The following is a 20,488-nucleotide window of genomic DNA, read 5'->3' as shown; positions in this document are numbered from 1 at the left end:
GCGGTTCATGACGCAGTTCTACGATGCGCGGGGCAATATCTACGGAGTGATTTCACCGAAGGCGCTGAGAGACTCGGGAATCGATCTGCCCGCCAGTGCCACGCAATGTGCCTTGTCTCGACAGGCGTGGAGCCGCGCCGCGATCGCTCTGTGTTGTGACTGGCCCGACGGTCAGCAACCTGCCGGCAGCAAGTCCCACCGCAGCGATGGTTTACTGATCGGTCCGTTCCAGTCCTCGCCACCCTTTGATCTGCTGATCGTCAACACCGACGGCACGCTGGCCGAGCGCAGCGGCAACGGCCTGACGATTTTTTCTCAGGCACTGCTTGAGCAGGGGCAGATGCCGCAGGAGGGCGCGACGATGCGGGTGCATCACGACAAACAGGATGCGCAGTCGCCCGTGTCGACCTCGGTGAAACCGGCGCAAGTGGCGGGCGTGCAAGGCTTCTGGCTTGATCTCGGGCAGCCCGATTTCGGCCCGGCGGCGGTTGGTGCGCTCGGCGTTGAACCGGTTCCGTTCAACGGTGCGCAGGTCAGCCGTGTTCGACCGTTGGCGCAACTCGATCCTGCCTGGGCACACAGCCAGTTCGTACGCATCGGCAATCCGCATTGCGTGACGCTGGTGCAGGACGAAGCCGCATTGCCGAGCAACGCACAGATGCTTGAATCGCCGCTGACGGACAGCCTGACCGCCATCGCCTACGCCATGCCCACCGGCGCCGGCCAGCCGTGCCCGGCCGGGGTCAACCTGCAATGGGCGATGCGCGCCGGGGATCAACGCATTGTGGCGCGGGTGTTCGAACGGGGCGAAGGCCCGACCGCTTCCTCAGGCACCAGCGCCAGTGCGGTGGCGAGCGCGGCGTGGCGGGTGGGCTGGGTGTCGGCGGGAGAAGTTCAGGTGGTGATGCCGGGCGGTACGGCGCCAATCCTGCTGGAGGAGCGCGACGGAGAACTGACCGGCGTGCGTCTGTTCGGCACCGCAGTGCGCGACGAAAAATAGCTGCAACCTCAAGATCAGAAGCGCCCGACGGTGTCGTTCACGGCACCGCTGGTGAATGCGTTATTCGCGCCGGCCTGCCAATACACCGCCGCCTGAGTCTGGCCACGCACGATGCACTTCCACTCGAGTTTTTGCTGACCCGGCACCTCAACCCTGGCGCTCCAGCGGTTATTGGCCAATGTCAGTGCTAGCGCATGCTGCGGGTCCCATGCCCCGAACTCCAGCGATGAACCCGCTGCATAGACGCTTTCGCCCGGTTGCGGATTGGCGTTGTCGCAATGCACGTTGACTGCCACCGTCGCAGGTTCGACAGGGCCGGTCCAGATCCGGATATCGCCGTTATCCCAGCTCAATGTCGGCGTGCCCAGGCCCTGTGGCAGCTGCTGCAGATCGGATTTCAGGGCGATCACCAATGTGCCGCGCACGCCCTGTGTGGTGGCGACCAGCCCCTTATAGGCGGTGTTGAAGCGAACCGGCGAATCCGCGCGGACACCGGCGGCCTTGCGCAGTTTGATCAATTCCCGGATCAGTTGATCGCGCTGCCAGTCGTACATGTGCGGCCAGTACACGGTCGGTGTGCCGGGACTGCTGAGGATGTAGGCGTAAGCAAGATTGACCTGAGGATCGGGCAACGCCCAATGATGCTGGCCGCCGTAGGCGCCAGGTGAGTAACCGGTATCGTGGTTGTCGACGAAGGTTACTGCGATTGCGCGCCAGGCGGGATCCGGATTGCCATTCAAACCGTGGCGCCAATCGGCGAGTGAGCCGTTCTGCATGCGCTCCTTCAGGGCAAAATCGAACACTGTGCAATGCGAGCGATCCGACCAGTCCTTGAGCACATCCTGCCAGCTTGCACTGCGTCGCCAATCGCCCTGCAGGTATTCGTCGGGGCCCTTCCAGTTTTCGCCGACGCAGAACTGCTGGTTGCCGAAGGCGTTCATCCAGCGATCCACCGTTTCCGGTGCATAACCACGGACGAAGTCAAAGCGCAGGCCTTCAGCACCATAGTTATCGCGCAAGTTGCTGAATTCTTTTTTGAAGGCGTCGAAGACTGTTGGGTGAGCGGTGTTCAGATCCGCGGCGCCATCCATGAACGCGTCGCCTTCGTCACATTGCGCGCAGTCATGCCGCCACTCATTGCTCCCACGGGGGAACATGGAATAGACCGCTTGGTCGCTCATGTGATTGGGCACCACGTCGTAGACGACTTTTACTCCGGCATTCTTCAGAGCTGACGCCGCCGCCTTGAGTTGCTGATCGCTGCCATATTCGCTGTTCTTGTCGAAGTTGCTCCAGAAATAGCCTTCGCCACCACCGGAAGTCTGAGCCTGGCTGTTGGACCAGCTTGATTTATCCATCCAGGGTGGCGGGAACCAGACAAGGGTGAATCCATCTTTGCCAATGGTCGTCGCCTGTTGCGCAAGTACCGAATACCAAGGTGTTTGATTGCGGCTTGAGTTCCAGTGAAAGCCCTGCAACAGGATTTCTTCACCGCTGCCGTTGCGAACGCCAGCCATCGCCGCTGCCGTTGTGGCGATCATCAGGCAGACAGCGAAGCTCAGGCGAAATGGTGAAGTCCCTTTCATGGTCGTCCCCCCGGGAACGATGGATCCCTTGGGGCTTACTGTGAGCCGGCTCGCAGCAGTTGTCGCCTGTCAGATCTGACAGGCTGGCGCTAACCTTTCGCGATAAAACCGCTGCGAACCATAACCGCTGCTCAACCCTCCATGAACTCCACCACCGGCATCTGCCGTTTCATCAGCACCTTGCCGTTGCGGATCGAATACAGCGGCAGGCCCTGACTGCGGATCACTTCGTAGTCACTGTCCGCCGAGAGGATCAGCAGGTTGGCCGGGCGGCCCTGTTCCAGACCGTAGCGTTCACCGAGGTGCATGGCTTTGGCGCTGTTGTCGGTGACCAGATCCAGCGCGCTTTGCAGGTTGCGGTAGCCGAGCATGTGGCAGATGTGCAGGCCGGCTTCGAGCACCCGCAGGATGTTGCCGTTGCCCAGCGGATACCACGGATCGACGATCGAGTCCTGACCGAAGCAGACGTTCATCCCGGCTTCGAGCAGTTCGTTGACGCGAGTCACGCCCCGGCGTTTCGGGAAGTTGTCGAAGCGCCCTTGCAGGTGAATGCTTTCGGTCGGGCAGGAGACAAAACTGATCCCCGAATGCCCGAGCAGACGGAACAGTTTGGCGCAGTAGGCGTTGTCGTAGGAGCCCATCGCGGTGGTGTGGCTGGCGGTCACGAGCGCGCCCATGTCGCGGCTGCGAGCCTCTTCGGCCAGCACCTCGAGGAAGCGCGAATGAGGGTCGTCGGTTTCGTCGCAGTGCACGTCCACCAGACAGCCGGTGCGCTCGGCCAGGTCCATCAGGAATTTCACCGAGCTGACGCCCTGATCGCGGGTGTACTCGAAATGCGGAATCCCGCCGACCACGTCCGCGCCCATGCGGATCGCTTCTTCCATCAGTTCGCGGCCATTGCTGAACGACTCGATGCCTTCCTGTGGGAACGCGACGATTTGCAGGTCGATCAGATGACGGCTTTCCTCGCGCACTTCGAGCATCGCCTTGAGCGCGGTGAGTTGCGGGTCGGTGACGTCGACGTGGGTGCGCACGTGCTGGATGCCGTGGGCGGCCAACGTCTGAATGGTTTTCCTGGCCCGGGTTTTGGTGTCTTCCTGGGTGATGGTGACCTTGCGTTCGCCCCAGCATTCGATGCCTTCGAACAGCGTGCCGCTCATGTTCCAGCGCGGCTCGCCGGCGGTCAGGGTGGCGTCGAGGTGGATGTGCGGCTCGACGAAGGGCGGCACCACCAGATTGCCGCCGGCGTCGAGGTCGTCGGGGCCCAGGGTCGGCGCTTCGGTCTGGCGCGCGATGCTGCGGATCAGGCCGTCTTCGAGGTGCAATTCGTGCAGACCTTCCTGGTTGCGCAGTCGGGCGTTGATGATGTGCATCGGGCGAATCCTTTTATAGATCTTGTAGAGGGGCGGCCGCGTTGCGGGCGCCGAGCAGGCCGGTCACTGCGATATACGTTAACGCGGCAACGGCGATCCCGACCAGCGGCGCGACCCACGGCGAGCCGAACGCCGCGACGGTTCCGGCCGCGTAAGCCGCGAGCCCCGGCCAGTTGAACGCCGGTAACCGTGCGTCGGCCAGACGCGGATAACGTCCGCGCCAGCGGAAGAAAAAGTCGGCCATGATCACGCCGCCAATCGGCGGGATCACCGTGCCGAGCAGGATCAGATAAGGCACCAGCATGTCGTACATGCCCAGCAGCGCGAGCACCGTGCCAATCACCGCGCCGGCCAGGGTCACGGTCTTGCGGCGACCGGTGCGCAGCAGGTTGCAACCGGCGACGGCGAAGTTGTAGATGGTGTTGTCCTGGGTGCTCCAGATGTTCAGCAACAGCATTGCCATCGCCGCCATGGCGAAGCCCTGCAACAGCAGCACTTCGACCACGTCGGGTTGTTGGTAGACGATTGCGCCATAGGCACCGATCAGCACCATCAGGCCGTTACCGATGAAAAAACCGATCAGGCTGGCCAGCACCGCGACCCGCGCCGAACGGGAAAAACGCGTCCAGTTGGTGGCCTGGGTCGCACCGCTGACGAAGGTGCCGAACACCAGCGTGATGGCGGTCGACCAGTCCAGCGAACCGCTGGGTACGACGCTGAGCAATCCGTCGAGGCCGCCGACTTTCACCGTGGCGACCCACATCGACAGCATCAGCAGCAACATCATCGCCGGCACCGCGATGTACGACAGGATCTCCAGCCCGCGATAACCGACATACGCCGTGGCGCAGAACACCAGACCGAACAGCACCATCAGCCCCAGCACCGTGCCTTCGTTCAGATCGAAATATTTGCCGAGCACCACGGCGGCTGTCGCGGTGCCCCAGGCGTACCAGCCGATCTGGGTGAACCCGAGGATCAGGTCGCTGAGCTTGCTGCCGACTTCGCCAAAGCAGAAGCGTCCCATCAGCACCGAATTCAGGCCGCTCTTGAAGGCGATGTATCCGAGGCCTGCGGCGTACACGCCGAGCAGCAGGTTGCCGATGACGATGACGGCGAGCATCTCGCCGAAGTTGAACGCCACGCCGAGCTTGCCGCCGGCAAACATGGTCGCGGTGAAAAAGGTGAAGCCGAGCAGCACCATCGCCGTGGAGGCCAGGCCTTTGCGCGCGTGCATCGGCACTTCGCTGAGGGGGTAATCGTTGCCGGGATCGTTTTGCGTCATGGGGCGTTCCTTGCTGGAAAGGGGAGGACGCGAAGAGGTTGCAGCGGTCGTGCCAAACGCGATGTTGCGGGTATTTATAGACGAGACACGGGTGATCGGCGCGAAAGCAGTGCATGGGGCGTCCTGCCGAACCATGTGGGAGCAGGGCTGTTCCCACCGGCGCGCGCAATGGGGTCAGAGGAACCGCAGCAGGGCGGCAACAATGGCTTCAGGCGCATCCTCCTGCACCAGGTGCCCGGCATTCGGGATCGGGTGAAACTGCGATCCGGGAATCAGCTTGTGCAACTCGCGCCCGCGTTCGATGGGAATCCACTGATCCTCTTCACCCCAGAGAATCTGCACCGGGCAGCGGATCGTCGGGTACAGCGGCTGCGCTTCCAGCGTGTAGCGCTGATCCATCTGCGCGATCTGCCGGTAGAACGCCGCTTGCCCCGGATCACCCAGCCACGGCTGTACGTAGGGCGCCTGTTCATCATCCGGAATGTCCCGGTGAATCGCCCCGCGAATATAGGTCGGGACAATGGCGCGCTGGATGTAATCCGGCAGGCCGCTGAACGCCGCTTCATGCTGGCGCACGTGCTGCACGAACGGCGAACCCCACGGCGTCAGCGCCACCGGGTCGATCAGGGTCAGGCTGCGGTAATCCTTGCCGTTGAGCAGATGCGCGCGCAACACGGTGGCGCCGCCGAAGTCGTGGGCGACCACGTCCGGGCGTTGCAGATTCCAGTGGTCCAGTAACCGCACGAGCAATTCGTTCTGCACGCCGAGGGAGACATCGGCGTCCGGTTGCTCGGATTGCCCGTAGCCCAGCAGGTCGAAGTAGTGCACGCGGTGCGTGGCGAAAAAGTGCGGCGCGATGCGGTGCCACACGTAAGAAGAGAATGGCGTGCCGTGTACGAACACCAGCGGCGGGCCGTCGCCGCGCACCCCGTGGCGAATCTGTCGCCCGTTGAAGTCAAAGACCTGATCCAGCAGCCAGTCCGTCATGGGCCTGTCCTCTTGGCGGTTTCGAGCCAAAAAGCATAGGCGTAAAAAAACAGCCTCGGGGGCTGTTATTCAAACACTGAGGCGCCTTCTATCCCTGTGGGAGCGAGCTTGCTCGCGAAGGCGCCGTGTCAGGCAACACTTGCTTCACTGGCAAACCGCTATCGCGAGCAAGCTCGCTCCCACAGGGCTTTTCGGCGACTTCAGGATCGGTTACTCGCCGCGATAGATGCAGCCGCTGGTGCAGGTCTCGTGGATGCGGATCGCACTGAGTTCCGGCAGCAGGGGCTTCAATTCATTCCAGATGAATTTGGCCAGCACTTCGCTGGTCGGGTTCTCGAGACCCGGAATGTCGTTCAGGTAGTTGTGATCCAGTCGCTCGTACAGCGGCTTGAAAATCGCCTTGATCTCGGAGAAATCACGGATCCAGCCGGTGTGCGGGTCGATGTCGCCGCTCAGGTGAATCGCCACTTTGAACGAGTGACCATGCAGGCGTCCGCACTTGTGGCCGTCCGGTACGTGGGGCAGGCGGTGGGCGGATTCGAAAGTGAACTCTTTGAAAATTTCCACAGTGATTTCAGCTCTGTTCAGATGGCGTTCGCCGCAGCGAATTCGGGCAGGCGGCGAGTTTACCAGCTTGTCCAGGGCTGTGCTGACTAAAGGGTCAGCAAGCGCTCGGCGAGGCGACCATTGGCAGTCAGTTCAAGGAATTCGTCGCCCAGTCGGCGGCTCTCGTCCATCGCCGCGCGCCAGTATTTCTGCCGGCTCGGCGCGTCGCCCATGAAGCGCTTGAAGTCGTTACGGTCGGGAAGTTTGCCGTAGGGCAGGCGCGCCAGGTATTCCTTGGAGGGCGCGAGCAACAGCACGTCCTGCAGACGCTCCACCGAAGCTTTGCGCCACGGCAGGGTCTTGTCGAACCAGCCCGGAATCACCCGGTCGGTGAAGTGCGGATAGAGCACGATGCCGTCGCCGCTGTAGGGCAGGTCGAGGTGATAGTCTAGCAAGCCGCCGTCGCGGAAGGTGCCGGCACCGGCGCCCGGCAGGTCGCGCACGCCCTCCATGACCATCGGGATCGAACCCGACGCCAGCAGCGCCTGACGCAGGTTTGTGGCATCGAGGGCGACGAATCGCGACGGGAAGTCATTCAGCGCATGTACCGGCGGCGCCAGGCGCGGGTCGTGGATGATCAGCCGTTCGAAGTGCCGCGACAATCGCGCGCGGCCCCGCAGGTTGTCGGCGATCACCGAGCCCAGCGCCAGCCCGAGCCGGCCGCGATGGTCGTCCGCCAGCCCGCCGTGGCTTTTGACCACCATGATGTTCAAGCGGTAATGGGCGTTGGTCAGAAGGCTGGCGTCGCGCCCGTCGAGCAGGTCATCGAGCATGCGCTGCGAACTGCGGCTGACGTCGCTGATGGTCACGCCTTTGTTGAAGTTCTGCTCGGTGTACAACTGACCGAGGCGACGGATGCCTTCGGCGGCGTCCGGCAGACAGGCGCTGGCGAAACGCCAGGAACCGACCGATGCACCGATCAGCGAACGCTCACGCGGCGCGGCCGGCAACCACTCGCCGAACAGCGCCAGATCCAGCCCCTGAATTCCCAGCGCCTTGGGCCCGCCGGCAGCGCCGGGCAGGGTGCCGACGTCGGCGGCGTTCAGGCCTTGGGCACGAATGCGCGCCATGGCCCGGGGGCCGGCCTTGAGGGTGAGGGACGGGAACTTGATGTGAATGGCGGTCATACCGATCTCGATCGTTAGCAAGCGAAAGATTATAAGCACATGTTGCCAGATCTGCAGGAGCAGGCCCGATGATGGCCATTCAGTTTCAGTTAAGTTCCCGGCGCTAAGGTGGCCACAAAGGAAGCACCACCTCACAGACGGAGATCCCCATGAAAATCCTCGCGGGCCTGTTCATCGCGTTCCTGCTGTTTGGTCTAACCGCCAACCGTGCTCATACCCGCGACCTGCTCGCAGATGAAGCCCGGAAACTGATCGACGCTGGTACCATTGTGCCGATTGAAACCGTCATGGCCACGGCCAGGGCGCGCCATCCGGGTTCGACCCTGATCGATATCGAACTGGAAAAGCGCTATGGCATTTACCTGTACCAGATCGAGCTGAAAGACTCGCAAGGTGTGGAATGGGAGCTGGAACTGGACGCAAGCGACGGGCTGCTGCGCAAGGACCATCAGGACACTTAATGAAATCGTTTTTACCTGATTCATCGACGCGCGCCACGGGCCTTCTGGCCCTGGCGCTCGTTGCATTCTGCTCGGTGACGCTGGCGCGCGACCTCAATCAGGACGAAGCCCTGCGCCTGCGTCAGCAGGGCGTGATTTTGCCGCTGGAGCAAGTGCTGCATAAGGCAATGGAGCGCTACCCCGAGGCGAAACTGCTGGAAGCCGAGCTTGAAGAGAAGCACGACGTCTACATTTATGAAGTCGAGCTGCTGACCGTCGAAGGTGTGGCTCGCGAGCTGCATTTCGAGGCCGCCACCGGCAACCTGATCAAAGACAAGGAAGATTGACCGATGCGCTTGCTTCTGGTGGAAGACCACGTACCGCTGGCCGACGAACTGCTCGCCGGCCTGCAACGTCAAGGCTATGCGGTGGACTGGCTGGCGGACGGGCGCGATGCGGTCTACCAGGGCAGCAGCGAGCCCTACGACCTGATCGTCCTCGACCTCGGTCTGCCCGGCGTGCCGGGGCTGGAGGTGCTGACGCAATGGCGCGCCGGCGGTCTGACGATTCCGGTGCTTATTCTCACCGCCCGCGATTCCTGGGCCGAGCGTATTGAAGGCCTGAAGGCCGGTGCCGACGATTACCTGACCAAACCCTTCCACCCCGAAGAACTGTATCTGCGCATCCAGTCGCTGCTGCGTCGCTCCAAGGGGCAGGCCAACCAGCCGACGCTCAAGGCCGCCGGTCTGCACCTGGACGAGGGCCGCCAGTGTGTCGTGCGCGACGGTGCCGACATTCAGCTGACCGCTGCCGAATTCCGTCTGCTGCGCTACTTCATGCTGCATCCCGAGCAGATTCTTTCCAAAAGCCACCTCGCCGAACACCTCTACGACGGTGAGACCGAGCGCGATTCCAACGTGCTTGAAGTCCACGTCAATCACCTGCGGCGCAAACTCGGCAAAAGCGTGATCGAAACCCGTCGTGGTCAGGGTTATCTGTTTGGCGGACAGGCTTCGTGAGATCGATCCAGCGCCGTTTGAGCCTGGGGCTGATCAGCGTGATGGTGATCGTCGGCCTGGTGCTGGTGCAAACCAGCCTGTGGCTGTTCGAAGTGGGCTTGCAGCGTTACCTCGAAGCGGGTCTGCGCAACGACAGTGAAAACCTGCTGGTGGCGCTGGTGCGTGGCCCGCAGGGGCTGCAACTGGATGAGCGGCACTTGTCGCCGGCGTATCAGCGGCCGTTTTCCGGGCACTACTTCCGTATCGATTTCGCCGACAGCCACTGGCGTTCCCGCTCGCTGTGGGATCAGGAACTGCCGATGCTTGAACACCCTGGTCTGCACAGCAACCTGCAATTGGGGCCGGACGGTCAGCAATTATTGGTGCTGCGTTCGGACTATCGACGGCTCGGTCAGTCGATTTCCATCAGCGTGGCCCAGGATTACACGCCGGTGCGCGAGAGCTTCCAGCGCATGCGGCAGATCGGTCTCGGCCTCGGGCTGGCCGGGTTGTTACTGATTCTGCTGTTGCAACGCCTGACCGTGCGCCGCGCATTGCGGCCGCTGGAGAAGGCTCGTGAACAGATCGCCCAGTTGCAGCAGGGCCAACGTTCACAACTCGATGAGCAAGTGCCGGCGGAACTGGAGCCCCTGGTGGCGCAGATCAACCATTTGCTGGCGCACACTGAAGACAGCCTCAAGCGTTCGCGCAATGCCTTGGGCAATCTTGGGCATGCGCTGAAAACTCCGCTGGCGGTGCTGCTCAGCCTGGCGTCGAGTGAACAGCTCGATGCACATCCGCAATTGCGCAAGATCCTCAAGGAACAACTGGAACAGGTTCAGCAACGGCTGAATCGCGAGCTCAACCGCGCGCGCCTGGCCGGCGATGCGCTGCCGGGGGCGTTGTTCGATTGCGACGCCGAGCTGCCGGGGCTGCTGTCGACGTTGAACATGATTCATGGCGAACATCTGGATTTGAGTTACGTGGCTCCTTCGGGCCTGCAATTGCCGTGGGATCGTGAAGATTTGCTGGAACTGCTGGGCAACCTGCTGGACAACGCCTGCAAATGGGCGGATGCCGAGGTGCGGTTGAGTGTGGTCGAGACGGCTGAAGGTTTTGTGTTGAGCGTGGAAGATGACGGGCCGGGGATTCCCGAGGCGCAGCGGGCCCAGGTGTTCAGCCGGGGGACGCGGCTGGATGAGCAGACCCATGGGCATGGCTTGGGGCTGGGGATTGTGCGGGATATTGTCGAAACGTGGGGCGGGGTGCTGGTGCTGGGCGAAAGCGAGTGGGGCGGGTTGAAGGTGCAGATTCAGTTGCCTCGGCGGTGAGCCCGCCCCCACAAGGTTTGTGGTGAGCGGGCCTGAGCGTCACACGCGAAACTGATCCATCAAACTCTGCTGCTGATTCGCCAGACTATTGAGCGACTGACTCACCCGAGCCGATTCATTCGCCTGCCCCGACAGCGACTCCGTCACATCACGAATCGTCGCCACGTTGTTGTTGATCTCTTCGGCCACCGCGCTCTGCTCTTCGGCAGCGCTGGCGATCTGCAGGTTCATGTCGCTGATTACTGTCACCGCATCGCCGATCTGGCGCAGTGCGGTGACGGCCTGGCCGACCTGTTCGACGCTGCCCTGGGCCTGACGATGGCTGTTGCCCATCGAACCGACCACGTCCTGGGTACCGTTCTGCAATTGCTCGATGACCTGGCGGGTTTCTTCCACCGATTCCTGGGTGCGGCGGGCGAGGTTGCGCACTTCGTCGGCGACCACCGCAAAACCGCGGCCGGCTTCACCGGCGCGGGCGGCTTCGATGGCGGCGTTCAGGGCCAGCAGGTTGGTCTGCTCGGCAATGGCGCGGATGGTTTCCAGTACCGTGCCGATCTTCTCGCTGTTGGCGGCCAGGCCTTCGACCTGCACCATGGCGGCGCTCATGTCGGCGGCGAGGGTGTCGATGCTGGCGGTGGTGCGGTCGATCACGGTCAGGCCCTGACGCGTGGCGCGGTCGGCATCCTTGGCGGCTTCGGCGGCTTGTGCCGCACTGCGGGCCACGTCCTGGGCGGTGGCGCTCATTTCGTGGGACGCGGTGGCGACCTGATCGACCTGACGGTATTGCTGCTCCATGCCGGCGCTGGTCTGGGTCGCAATCGCCGAAGACTGGTCGGCGGTGTTGCGCGCATCCTGCACCGAGCGTTTCACCTCGGCGATGATCGGTTGCAGCTTGTCGAGGAAGCGGTTGAACCAACCGGCCAACTGGCCGAGTTCGTCTTTCTTGTCGTAGGCCAGACGCCGGGTCAGGTCGCCTTCACCGCTGGCGATGTCTTCCAGCATGTGCGCTACGCCAAGGATCGGCCTGGTCACGCTGCGTGCCATCAGCCACACCAGCAACAGGCCGATCAGCGCGGCGAGTACGCCCAGGCTCAGTTCGATCAGGGTGCCCGAGGTGTTGCTGGCATCCAGTTGTTGCTTGAGCGCTTCGGCGCGTTCTACCAAGACTTTTTCCGGCACATCGAGCAGCACGCCCCACGACGGGCCGCCAGGAATCGGCTGGAACGGCGACAGCACTTTCAACTGCGCGTTGCTGTGCAGGCTGCTGACGGTTTGGCTCGACGCAAGCAGACGCAGCAGTTCGGCGCCGCTGGCGGTGTCCACGGCATCGAGACGCTGGCTGAGTTTGTTGGCGTCCGGGCTGTAACCGGCAAGCAGGCCGGCGGGGCTGATGATGCTCACGGCAGTCTGGCCGTCGTAGAGCTTTTTGCTCGCGCTCTGGCTGATTGCTTGCAGGCTGTTGAGGTTGATGTCCACCGACAGCGAGGCGATGACTTTGCCGTTGACCATCAGCGGGAACACGATGCTGGTCATCAGCACCTTTTGCCCGTCGATCACATAAAAGTAGGGTTCGATCACGCACGGCTTGAGCGTGGTGCGCGGGCAGGTGAACCAGGCGTTGGCCGCCTGGCCGCTGGGGCCGGTGCTGGTGTCGGCTATGTCGCTTTCCGGCAGGGCCATGGAGGTCACTTTGCCCGGTGTCGGTTGCGACCAGTACAGGGCGAAGCGGCCCTTGTCGTTGCTGCCCAATTCAGCTTGCCCGGCAAATAGCTCGTCTTTGCCGTCCAGCGCGTTGGCTTCGAACACCAGCGACAGGCCGAGCAGATCCGGGTTGGCCTGCAGCGCCGATTTCACCTGACGGGTCATGTCCTCACGCAGGTCGAAAGCGTCCAGAAAGCGCTTCTCGGCCTGTTCGCGCAGGAACAGCACCTGACGCGAAAAACCATGACCATATTGATAGGCGTCCATGAATTGCTGGCGAATGCCCGCCGCCTGGACTTCGCCCTGGGATTCGATGCGGGCCTGGGCCGACTCGGTGAGCATTTCCATGCTCGAAGCCTTTACCAGTTCGGAACTGTGCTCCATGCGATACAGCGAAAGACCCACCAACAGGGTCACGATACCGGCCAGGCAGAGCCCGGCGAGCAGGGTGATTTTCCATTGGATGGAAAGTTGTCTGAGCGACATGGAGACGTCCTTATTCGATAAATATCTGAGACTTTGCACTGTAACGGCCGCGTTTCGAGTTTCTTTATGGCGTAAATGCAATACGGCGAATTGACGCATGTTGTGGCCGATATGCCACCTTCAGCAGTCTGATCATGGAAAGTTACACAGTGCCGCGACCGCTCGCTTTGACACTGCGCCCGCTCTGCGGCACAGTGCGCGCCCTTCTAATAAGACCCTCTATGCAAATCCGCTGGCGAGCCGCGTGGCTTGCCGGCCGGACTCATCCTGTCTGGCGGTGGATGGCTTCACCGTCGTGTTTTTGAGGTAGTGAAATGAATGCAGTGATTGCTGCGGTCGGCGTCATGCTGATCCTCAGCCTGTCCCGGGTGCATGTAGTGATCGCGTTGATCGTCGGTGCGCTGGTCGGTGGCCTGACCGGTGGTCTGGGCATCGACGCCACGCTCAAGGCGTTCAACAGTGGCCTGGGTGGCGGGGCGACGGTGGCGTTGTCCTACGCGTTGCTCGGCGCTTTCGCCGTGGCGATTGCCAAGTCCGGCCTGGCCCATGCGCTGGCCGACAAGGCCCTGGCGATGGTCGACCGCCAGCATGCGAGCGGTGGTGGCAGCGTCAAATGGCTGCTGATCGGCCTGCTGTGGGTGGTGGCGATCGCTTCGCAGAACATCCTGCCGATTCACATCGCGTTCATTCCGCTGCTGGTGCCGCCGCTTCTCTATGTCCTGACCAAGTTGCAACTGGATCGCCGGCTGATCGCCTGCGTCATGACTTTCGGCCTGATCACGCCGTACATGTTCTTGCCAGTGGGCTTCGGCAACATTTTTCTCAACGAGATCCTGTTGGCCAACGTTGCCCGCAGCGGCGTGGACATCAGCGGCATCAACGTCACGCATGCCATGGGCATTCCGGCACTGGGCATGCTGGCCGGCCTGGGCATGGCATTCATCAGCTATCGCAAGAAGCGCGTCTACGACCTGGGAAAAATCGAGCAGGTCGAGCAGGTGGCGGTGCAATACAACCCGCGAAGCCTGTTGATCGCCGGTGTCGCCATTGCGGCGGCCTTCATTATTCAGCTGCTGCTGGACTCGATGATTATCGGGGCGCTGTCCGGTTTCCTGATCTTTTCGGCGTCGGGCATCGTCAAATGGCGCGAGACGGATGATCTGTTCACCGAAGGCATGAAGATGATGGCGATGATCGGCTTCATCATGATCGCCGCATCCGGATTCGCCGAAGTGATGAAGGCCACTGGCGAGGTGCAGACGCTGGTCGAGTCTTCGGCGTCGTGGATCAATCACAGCAAGGGCATCGGTGCCTTGCTGATGCTGCTGGTCGGGCTGCTGGTGACCATGGGCATCGGCTCGTCGTTTTCGACGGTGCCGATCCTGGCGGCGATTTTCGTGCCGCTGTGCGTGCAACTGGGCTTCAGTCCGATCGCCATCGTTTGCATCGTCGGCACGGCCGGTGCCTTGGGCGATGCCGGTTCGCCCGCGTCCGACTCGACCCTCGGCCCGACCTCCGGTCTGAACATCGACGGCCAGCACCATCACATCTGGGACACCGTGGTCCCGACCTTCCTGCACTACAACTTGCCGCTGCTGGCGTTCGGCTGGGTGGCCGCAATGGTCCTCTGACTTGATTGTTGATCGTTCCCACGTCGAGGCGTCGAGCCGTCCGCGTGGGAATGCAGCCCGGGACGCTCCGCGTTCCAAAGCGTGACGCAGAGCGTCACAAGAGGCATTCCCACGCAGAGCGTGGGAACGATCTGCGTCGAGCCGTCCGCGTGGGAACGATCTCAAGCTGCAGCTCAACTTTTGGTTTCGCGTGCCGTTATAGCCTGTAACCACGCCAACAAAACCAAAAAAGTGAGTTCCCTATGCGCCTGAGTCTCAAGGCTAAAGTCCTGTCCCTCGCCGTCCTTCCGGTCTTGCTCTTTGCGCTGGTGATCAGTCTGACCACGCTGTTCATCCTCCAGGAACAGGCGCGCAAGGAAGTCGAACAGACTCGCGAACGCCTGCTTGGCGACGCCAAGGCCACCCTGGCCAGCTATGTCGCGGTGGCCATGACCACCATCAAACCGTTGTACGACGCTGCCGCTCCCGGTGACGCCGAGGCGCGGGCGCAAGCGATCAAACTGCTGTCGAGCATCAAGTACGGCAAGGACGGCTACTTTTTCGGCTACGACTCCGAGACCGTGCGCCTGTTCAAGGCCAACGATCCTGAAGGCGTGGGCAAAAGCTTCAAGGACAACCGCGACCCGAACGGCGTCTACGTCAATCGCGACCTGGTGAAAGTCGCGAAGGACGGCACCCACTACCTGCAATACAGCTCGCCGCTGCCGGGCAACGCGCAAGTACTGGTGCCGAAACTCGGCTACACCGAATACCTGGCGAAGTGGGACATGGCGGTCGGTACGTCGGTCAACCTCGATGGCATCGAAGCGCAAGTGGCGGTGGTCGAGGCCAAGGTGCAGGAACGCATGCAGGGCGTGGTGCTGAGCATCGTCGGCGTGGCGGTGGTGGTGCTGCTGGTGATCGCGGCGGCGGGAATGCTGCTGGCCAATACCATCCTGCGACCGCTGACCCTGATGAAAGCCAACCTCGATGACATCGCGGCGGGCGAGGGCGACCTGACGCGGCGCCTGACCATCACCAGCCAGGACGAACTCGGCGAACTGGCCGGCTCGTTCAACCGCTTTGTCGACAAAATCCACGGCCTGGTGCGTCAAATCACCGAGATGACCTCGCAACTGACCGGACTGGTGACGCAAGTCTCGGATCAGGCCCAGCGCTCCGATCAGGCCATGGAGCGTCAACGCCACGAAACCGATCAGGTGGCCACGGCGATCAACGAAATGTCCGCCGCCGCCCAGGAAGTCGCCAAGAGCGCGCAGAACGCTGCCGTCGCCGCGCAGCAGACCGACGAAGAAGGTCAGACCGCCAAACGCGTGGTGGCCGGCAGCATCAAACAGATTCATGCGCTGGTGGACGACATCCGCAGCAGCGGCGTGTCCCTCGACAGCCTGCAACAGGACGTGTCGTCGATTGTCGGCGTACTCGGGGTGATCCGCTCGATTGCCGAACAGACCAACCTGCTGGCGCTCAACGCCGCGATCGAAGCGGCCCGGGCCGGTGAGGCCGGACGCGGGTTTGCGGTGGTGGCGGACGAGGTGCGGGCGCTGGCGTCGCGCACACAGATCAGCACTCAGGAAATCCAGGGGATGATCGATCGCTTGCAAGCGGGGACGCAGTCGGCGGTTGAAGCGATGCGCCGTTCCAGCGAGGCGGGTGACGGTACGTCGGCCCAGGCCAATCAGGCGGGGGCGTCGCTGGATGCGATGGCGGATCTGATTGCGACGATCAACTCGATGAATGCTCAGATTGCCAGCGCCGCTGAAGAGCAGACGGCGGTGGCGGAAGAGATCAACCGCAGCGTGCATCAGATTGCGGTGGCGGTGGATAACGTGGCGGATGAGACACAGTTGGGGGCGCAGACTTCGCGCAGTCTGGCGGAGTTGGGGCAGCGGCTTGGGAAGTTGGTGGGGCAGTTCCGTATCTGATGGCGTTGTCGGGACAGATCATCAGGGTCTGTCCCAATACGGCACCTCGCCAAAACACTCAACAAAGAAATCAATCACCGTCCGCACCTTCACCGACAACCGCCGGCTCCCCGGCCACAGCACCGCAATCTGCTGCGGCTCCACGCTGTTCGACACCTGATACTCCCCCAGCAACGGCACCAGCGTGCCCTCACGCACCGCTTCACCGATCAGCCATGACGGAAACATCACCAGCCCCAGTCCTTGCACAGCGGCCTGGGTCAGCGTGTCCGCGTGGTTACCGGTGATCGGGCCCTTGACTGCATACGGCGTCCACTCGCCCTGATCCTGACGGAAGAACCAGCGTTGCTGGCCGGTCGCGCCCTTGTAGGCCAGACACTGGTGGCGGGCGAGGTCTTCGGGATGTCGGGGCGCGCCGAAACGCTTGAGATACGCCGGGCTGGCCGCGACCTGAAAACGGTGCGGCGCCAAAATCCGCGCCTGCATGCTCGAGTCGTGCAGCGGGCCGATGCGGAACAGCAGGTCGGCGCCTTCCTGCAGCGGATCGATGTAGTGGTCGGTCTGCTGGATGTCCAGTTGCAGCTTCGGATAGCGCTCGCACAATCGCCCGAGCCATGGCGTGAGGTGACGCTGGCCGAACACCACCGGGGCGTTGATCCGTACCAGGCCGGTCGGTTCGCTTTGCTGTTCCTGCAAGGCCTGTTCGGCCTCCTCCAGTTGCACCAGCACCAGCCGCGCGTGATGGCCGAGCATGCGCCCGGCTTCGGTCGGCGTGACCGCGCGGGTGTGACGGTAGAGCAATTGCTGGTTCAGCGCCTGTTCCATCAACTGGATCTGCCGGGAAATCGACGAGGGCGCCACACCCTCGCGGCGGGCGACTTCGGAAAAACTGCCGTGGTCGAGCACCGCCACAAACAGCCTTAGCGCCTTGAATCCCAGTTCGTTGAGCCCGTGCATCGTCTGTCCTGCTGTGCGAGTTGCGCAAAAGTGTTGTCCGGATGCTCCCATTTATCGCACAGCTGCGCCAGCCGATAATCCGCGCCATCGTTTTCCTCAGAGGTTTTCCGATGCAGTCGTTTGATGAAGTGAGTGCCGCGCCGGCCCCGGTTGCCCGGCCTGGTTTGCGTTTGTTGCTGTTGCCGCTGGTGATCATGGCCGGCATGGGTTTGTCGGTGGAGGCCGGATTGCTCGGGCCCTTGGGTGAGCAGGTCGGGCATTTGTGGGCGACCTTGAGCATCTTCGGGGTCGGGTCGGCGATTCTGTTTTTGCTGTTGCTGTTTGCGGGGCCACAGAAGGGGCCGGCGTTGACCGACCTGCCGCGCTGGCAGTTGATCGGCGGGTTTCTGGGGCCGATGTACGTGGTGGTGTTGACGCTGGCCACGCCGCATATCGGCATCGCCATGACCATGATCGCGATTCTGTCCGGGCAGGTCGGCAAGAGTGTGCTGATCGACCATTTCGGCTGGTTTGGCGCTACGCGCAAGAAGGTCAACGGTGAACGGTGGCTGGCGTTGGGGTTGATTGTGGCGGCTTTGGTTTTGATTGCGCGGGGGTGAGTGATGAGTCTGGTTATTTTGTTGGCGGTGGTGGTGTTGGCCGGTGCGGTGTTGAGTGTGCAGGCGGCGATCAACGGGCGGCTGGGGGAGACCGTTGGGGTGCTGCGCAGTAGCCTGTTGACGTTTGCGGTCGGCGCCGTGAGTACGGGGCTGCTCATCCTGTTTTTCGAACCGGCCCAGGCGATCAGCCTGCTGGACGTACCGAAATGGCAGCTCAGCGGTGCACTGTTCGGCGTGGTGTACATGATGGTCATGGTGGGTGCGGTGCCGCGCATCGGTACTGCGGTGGCGACGGTGGCGGTGATTGTCGGGCAGTTGGGAATGGGGATGTTGATCGACAATTTCGGTTGGCTGGGCAACCCCGCCATGGAGCTGTCGGGCGCGCGGATTCTGGCGATGGTCTGCCTGGGGCTGGCGCTGGTGTTCATGTATCGCAGCAGTGTGCGGCAGGCGGACTGACAGCTTCTACACTGGTGGTACGACCTGTTCTTCAGGTCTCAGACAACCACCACCGAAGGAGTCTGTCCCATGCCAGATAGAAAATGCGATTGCCCGGGCTGTAATTGCAAGATCAAGGAAGGCGACCACGCTTATGTGGCGCACGGTAAACACTATTGCTGTGAAGCCTGCGCGCATCACCATAAGGACGGCGAAGCATGTACCGGCAAGGGATGCCACTGCGCGCATCCTAAATAACGCAAGCCATGAAAACGTGGAGCCTAGTCAGGCTCCACTTCCAGTTTCAGGCTGTCATCGTCCAGCCGTTCGATATGGCGGACAGTCCCTTGCAGCCGACGGCCTTCAACGCTGACGACGACGGTTTTGGCTTTTTCGAGGTCTTGCGGCAAGGGCGCCGGCACGCGCAGGGCGAAGCGGAAGGGATCATTTTCGACGGGCTCCAGACCCACCGGACAGTCGACGCTTCGGGTCATGCGGCCAAACAGCGTGTCCAGACCATAGTCCAGGTGCGCCGGGCTGTTGATGGTTGTCATGTGTGTTCCCCCGAAATAATCCCCAGCTGCGCGCAAGCTTAGCTTGCCGGACGCCACGTCACGTTTTCCACGCCGAATTTTTCTGCCATCGGCTTGCTGGTCTTTTGCACTTTCTCCCGGCCGAAACGCGGGATGCGGCCGACCCCTGCGTCGCAGCTTGCCCAGTGCCACGCCTCGGTGTTGTCCATTCTGTCCGAGCGGATAATGAACGACTTGGGCGCGCCGTGAAGGGTGTATTCGATGACAAACAGTTTTGCGTTGTTCATAAAGCCGGTCTTCCTCCCTGTGGTAATAGAAGGATCGCTGGGCATCGGGAAAATTCACTCGGATTGTCCGACGGTATCTATCAATGGCGAGGGACCGGGCTGACTGGTTACCATGACGCCTTCGCCAATCCCGATGAATGTTCCACATGGCCCTCGCCGCACCTCCCGACCTCACTGACACCGATGTGCCCGTACAGCCGCTGGCGCGCACCTATCCGCGCGGGTTGTTCATCGAGCCGCACGAGCATGTCTGGGGCCAGTTGCTGTATGCGATGAGCGGGGTGATGTGGGTCGAGACGCCGCACGAGGCGCTGGTGGTGCCGCCGCAGCGGGCGGTGTGGTTGCCGCCGGGGGTGCCGCACGGGATTCGCGTGGTGTCGGATTTGCAGATGCGCAATATCTATCTGCGTCCGGCGCTGGCGGCGACGCTGGATGAGACGGTGCAGGTGATTGAGGTCGGCGGTTTGCTGCGCGAGTTGATCGTCGGGCTGGTGGCGCAAGGTGACAGCGGAGATGCCGAGTATTACGAGGCGCTGGTCGGGCTGGCGCTGCTGGAGCTGAAACGTGCAAGGCGTTCACAGCTGAAGATCCCGTTGCCGGACGATGCAGACCGGCGGTTGATGAGTCTGTGTCAGGCGGTGATGGCCGCGCCGTCGCTGGACATTCCTTTTGAGCAACATGCCGAGAACGCCGGGGCCAGCGTGCGCACCCTGGCGCGGTTGTTCAAGGAAGGGCTGGGCATGGGCTTCGCCGAGTGGCGGCGTCAGGTGCAGTTGGCGACGGCGGTGGCGGAGTTGATCCAGGGCGTGCCGGTCAGCGCGATCGCCCGTGAGCTGGGTTATTCGCCGAGCAGTTTCAGCGACATGTTCCGCCGGGAGCTGGGTGTCGCGCCTTCGCAGTTCGATGGCGGGCCGCTCGCCGGCTGATTTGGCCGAAATTCAGAAGTCCTTGGCCGATGCCGGTCGCAGCCTTTCCCTAGACTTTGCCCATTCCCTTTGTGTGGCGGAGTGATCCCATGAATTACCTGATTTCACTGGGCGTCGGTCTGGGTGTCGGCCTGCTGTATGGCGCGCTGGATGTCCGTTCTCCGGCGCCGCCGACCATCGCGCTGGTGGGCCTGCTGGGCATGCTGGCGGGCGAGCAGTTGTGGCCGATGGGCCGGCAACTGGTCAGTGGCTGGCTGTCCTGAATCCTGTCT

General features: G+C 62.4%; 22 protein-coding genes and 2 pseudogenes. 13 read left to right on the top strand and 11 right to left on the bottom strand.

Translation table 11 applies throughout. From position 1 onward, the window contains the following. Positions 1-7 precede the first annotated feature (7 nt). Complete coding sequence (locus AC1MDC_RS26110; RefSeq protein ID WP_227232983.1) at positions 8-1,000, top strand: diaminopimelate epimerase; 993 nt, start codon at positions 8-10, stop codon at positions 998-1,000. Positions 1,001-1,014: 14 nt separating this feature from the next. Here AC1MDC_RS26110 and AC1MDC_RS26105 read toward each other — a convergent pair whose 3' ends face one another. The 6 genes from AC1MDC_RS26105 to AC1MDC_RS26080 form a co-directional block, all read right to left on the bottom strand. Next, positions 1,015-2,586, bottom strand: coding sequence for a glucan 1,4-alpha-maltotetraohydrolase domain-containing protein (locus tag AC1MDC_RS26105; RefSeq protein WP_085700441.1), 1,572 nt, complete (start codon positions 2,584-2,586; stop codon positions 1,015-1,017). 131 nt (positions 2,587-2,717) lie between these two features. After that, positions 2,718-3,959: a cytosine deaminase gene (gene codA, locus AC1MDC_RS26100; protein WP_085705199.1), complete on the bottom strand. Its 1,242-nt coding sequence runs from the start codon at positions 3,957-3,959 to the stop codon at positions 2,718-2,720. 13 nt (positions 3,960-3,972) lie between these two features. Then, positions 3,973-5,244: a cytosine permease gene (gene codB / locus AC1MDC_RS26095; protein WP_085700439.1), complete on the bottom strand. Its 1,272-nt coding sequence runs from the start codon at positions 5,242-5,244 to the stop codon at positions 3,973-3,975. 174 nt (positions 5,245-5,418) lie between these two features. Beyond that, positions 5,419-6,231 (bottom strand): alpha/beta fold hydrolase, encoded by an 813-nt coding sequence (locus AC1MDC_RS26090; protein ID WP_480393992.1) that lies wholly within the window; start codon positions 6,229-6,231, stop codon positions 5,419-5,421. Between the two features lie 210 nt (positions 6,232-6,441). Next, a complete protein-coding gene (gene queD / locus AC1MDC_RS26085) occupies positions 6,442-6,798 on the bottom strand; it encodes a 6-carboxytetrahydropterin synthase QueD (protein ID WP_085577504.1) in 357 nt (118 codons plus the stop codon). 86 nt (positions 6,799-6,884) lie between these two features. Then, positions 6,885-7,964, bottom strand: coding sequence for a hypothetical protein (locus AC1MDC_RS26080; RefSeq protein WP_085705205.1), 1,080 nt, complete (start codon positions 7,962-7,964; stop codon positions 6,885-6,887). Between the two features lie 149 nt (positions 7,965-8,113). Here AC1MDC_RS26080 and AC1MDC_RS26075 point away from each other — a divergent pair, with 149 nt between their 5' ends. Genes AC1MDC_RS26075 through AC1MDC_RS26060 form a run of 4 tightly spaced genes read left to right on the top strand, consistent with a single transcriptional unit; the run spans position 8,114 to position 10,733 of the window. After that, complete coding sequence (locus tag AC1MDC_RS26075; protein ID WP_234205649.1) at positions 8,114-8,425, top strand: PepSY domain-containing protein; 312 nt, start codon at positions 8,114-8,116, stop codon at positions 8,423-8,425. Further along, positions 8,425-8,751, top strand: coding sequence for a PepSY domain-containing protein (locus AC1MDC_RS26070; RefSeq protein ID WP_085700435.1), 327 nt, complete (start codon positions 8,425-8,427; stop codon positions 8,749-8,751). The genes AC1MDC_RS26075 and AC1MDC_RS26070 overlap by 1 nt, the downstream gene beginning before the upstream one ends. Positions 8,752-8,754: 3 nt before the next feature. Continuing rightward, the gene (locus AC1MDC_RS26065; RefSeq protein ID WP_085700434.1) at positions 8,755-9,423 is read left to right on the top strand and encodes a response regulator transcription factor; all 669 of its coding nucleotides are present in this window, start codon (positions 8,755-8,757) and stop codon (positions 9,421-9,423) included. Then, positions 9,420-10,733 (top strand): ATP-binding protein, encoded by a 1,314-nt coding sequence (locus AC1MDC_RS26060; RefSeq protein WP_085700433.1) that lies wholly within the window; start codon positions 9,420-9,422, stop codon positions 10,731-10,733. The genes AC1MDC_RS26065 and AC1MDC_RS26060 overlap by 4 nt, the downstream gene beginning before the upstream one ends. Before the next feature lie 39 nt (positions 10,734-10,772). Here AC1MDC_RS26060 and AC1MDC_RS26055 read toward each other — a convergent pair whose 3' ends face one another. Continuing rightward, positions 10,773-11,528 carry a methyl-accepting chemotaxis protein gene (locus tag AC1MDC_RS26055; RefSeq protein ID WP_371807414.1) on the bottom strand — a complete coding sequence of 252 codons (756 nt, stop codon included), beginning with the start codon at positions 11,526-11,528 and terminating at the stop codon, positions 10,773-10,775. Between the two features lie 102 nt (positions 11,529-11,630). Further along, positions 11,631-11,777, bottom strand: a pseudogene (locus AC1MDC_RS26050) (HAMP domain-containing protein); the annotation flags it as partial. 1,457 nt (positions 11,778-13,234) lie between these two features. Here AC1MDC_RS26050 and AC1MDC_RS26045 point away from each other — a divergent pair. The 3 genes and pseudogenes from AC1MDC_RS26045 (at position 13,235) to AC1MDC_RS26035 (ending at position 16,476) form a co-directional block, all read left to right on the top strand. Continuing rightward, positions 13,235-14,551: a Na+/H+ antiporter family protein gene (locus tag AC1MDC_RS26045; RefSeq protein WP_085700431.1), complete on the top strand. Its 1,317-nt coding sequence runs from the start codon at positions 13,235-13,237 to the stop codon at positions 14,549-14,551. Between the two features lie 242 nt (positions 14,552-14,793). Further along, positions 14,794-15,570 (top strand): annotated as a pseudogene (locus tag AC1MDC_RS26040) (cache domain-containing protein); the annotation flags it as partial. A gap of 84 nt (positions 15,571-15,654) precedes the next feature. After that, entirely contained in the window at positions 15,655-16,476 is an 822-nt protein-coding gene (locus AC1MDC_RS26035; protein WP_371807413.1) for a methyl-accepting chemotaxis protein, read from the top strand. 21 nt (positions 16,477-16,497) lie between these two features. Here AC1MDC_RS26035 and AC1MDC_RS26030 read toward each other — a convergent pair whose 3' ends face one another. Beyond that, positions 16,498-17,433 (bottom strand): LysR family transcriptional regulator, encoded by a 936-nt coding sequence (locus AC1MDC_RS26030; RefSeq protein ID WP_480393991.1) that lies wholly within the window; start codon positions 17,431-17,433, stop codon positions 16,498-16,500. Positions 17,434-17,543: 110 nt separating this feature from the next. Between AC1MDC_RS26030 and AC1MDC_RS26025 the strand changes: the two genes are divergently transcribed. The 3 genes from AC1MDC_RS26025 (at position 17,544) to AC1MDC_RS26015 (ending at position 18,728) form a co-directional block, all read left to right on the top strand. After that, a complete protein-coding gene (locus AC1MDC_RS26025) occupies positions 17,544-18,032 on the top strand; it encodes a DMT family transporter (RefSeq protein WP_480393990.1) in 489 nt (162 codons plus the stop codon). Between the two features lie 3 nt (positions 18,033-18,035). Then, positions 18,036-18,491: a DMT family transporter gene (locus AC1MDC_RS26020; protein WP_480393989.1), complete on the top strand. Its 456-nt coding sequence runs from the start codon at positions 18,036-18,038 to the stop codon at positions 18,489-18,491. A gap of 69 nt (positions 18,492-18,560) precedes the next feature. Next, on the top strand, positions 18,561-18,728 hold the full coding sequence (locus AC1MDC_RS26015) for a metallothionein (RefSeq protein WP_085705213.1): 168 nt from the start codon (positions 18,561-18,563) through the stop codon (positions 18,726-18,728). Between the two features lie 23 nt (positions 18,729-18,751). Here AC1MDC_RS26015 and AC1MDC_RS26010 read toward each other — a convergent pair whose 3' ends face one another. Then, on the bottom strand, positions 18,752-19,024 hold the full coding sequence (locus AC1MDC_RS26010; RefSeq protein ID WP_480393988.1) for a hypothetical protein: 273 nt from the start codon (positions 19,022-19,024) through the stop codon (positions 18,752-18,754). A gap of 38 nt (positions 19,025-19,062) precedes the next feature. Beyond that, positions 19,063-19,290: a DUF6555 family protein gene (locus AC1MDC_RS26005; protein ID WP_065259393.1), complete on the bottom strand. Its 228-nt coding sequence runs from the start codon at positions 19,288-19,290 to the stop codon at positions 19,063-19,065. A gap of 146 nt (positions 19,291-19,436) precedes the next feature. Between AC1MDC_RS26005 and AC1MDC_RS26000 the strand changes: the two genes are divergently transcribed. Both AC1MDC_RS26000 and AC1MDC_RS25995 read left to right on the top strand, forming a co-directional pair. Further along, positions 19,437-20,216, top strand: coding sequence for an AraC family transcriptional regulator (locus AC1MDC_RS26000; RefSeq protein ID WP_170929772.1), 780 nt, complete (start codon positions 19,437-19,439; stop codon positions 20,214-20,216). An 89-nt stretch (positions 20,217-20,305) separates the two neighbouring features. Further along, complete coding sequence (locus AC1MDC_RS25995; RefSeq protein WP_007958996.1) at positions 20,306-20,479, top strand: DUF1427 family protein; 174 nt, start codon at positions 20,306-20,308, stop codon at positions 20,477-20,479. Positions 20,480-20,488: the final 9 nt, after the last annotated feature.

This window comes from Pseudomonas sp. 1, from assembly GCF_056626735.1.
The sequence above is the reverse complement of the archived record's forward strand: the minus strand, read 5'-3'. Positions and strand labels throughout refer to the sequence as shown.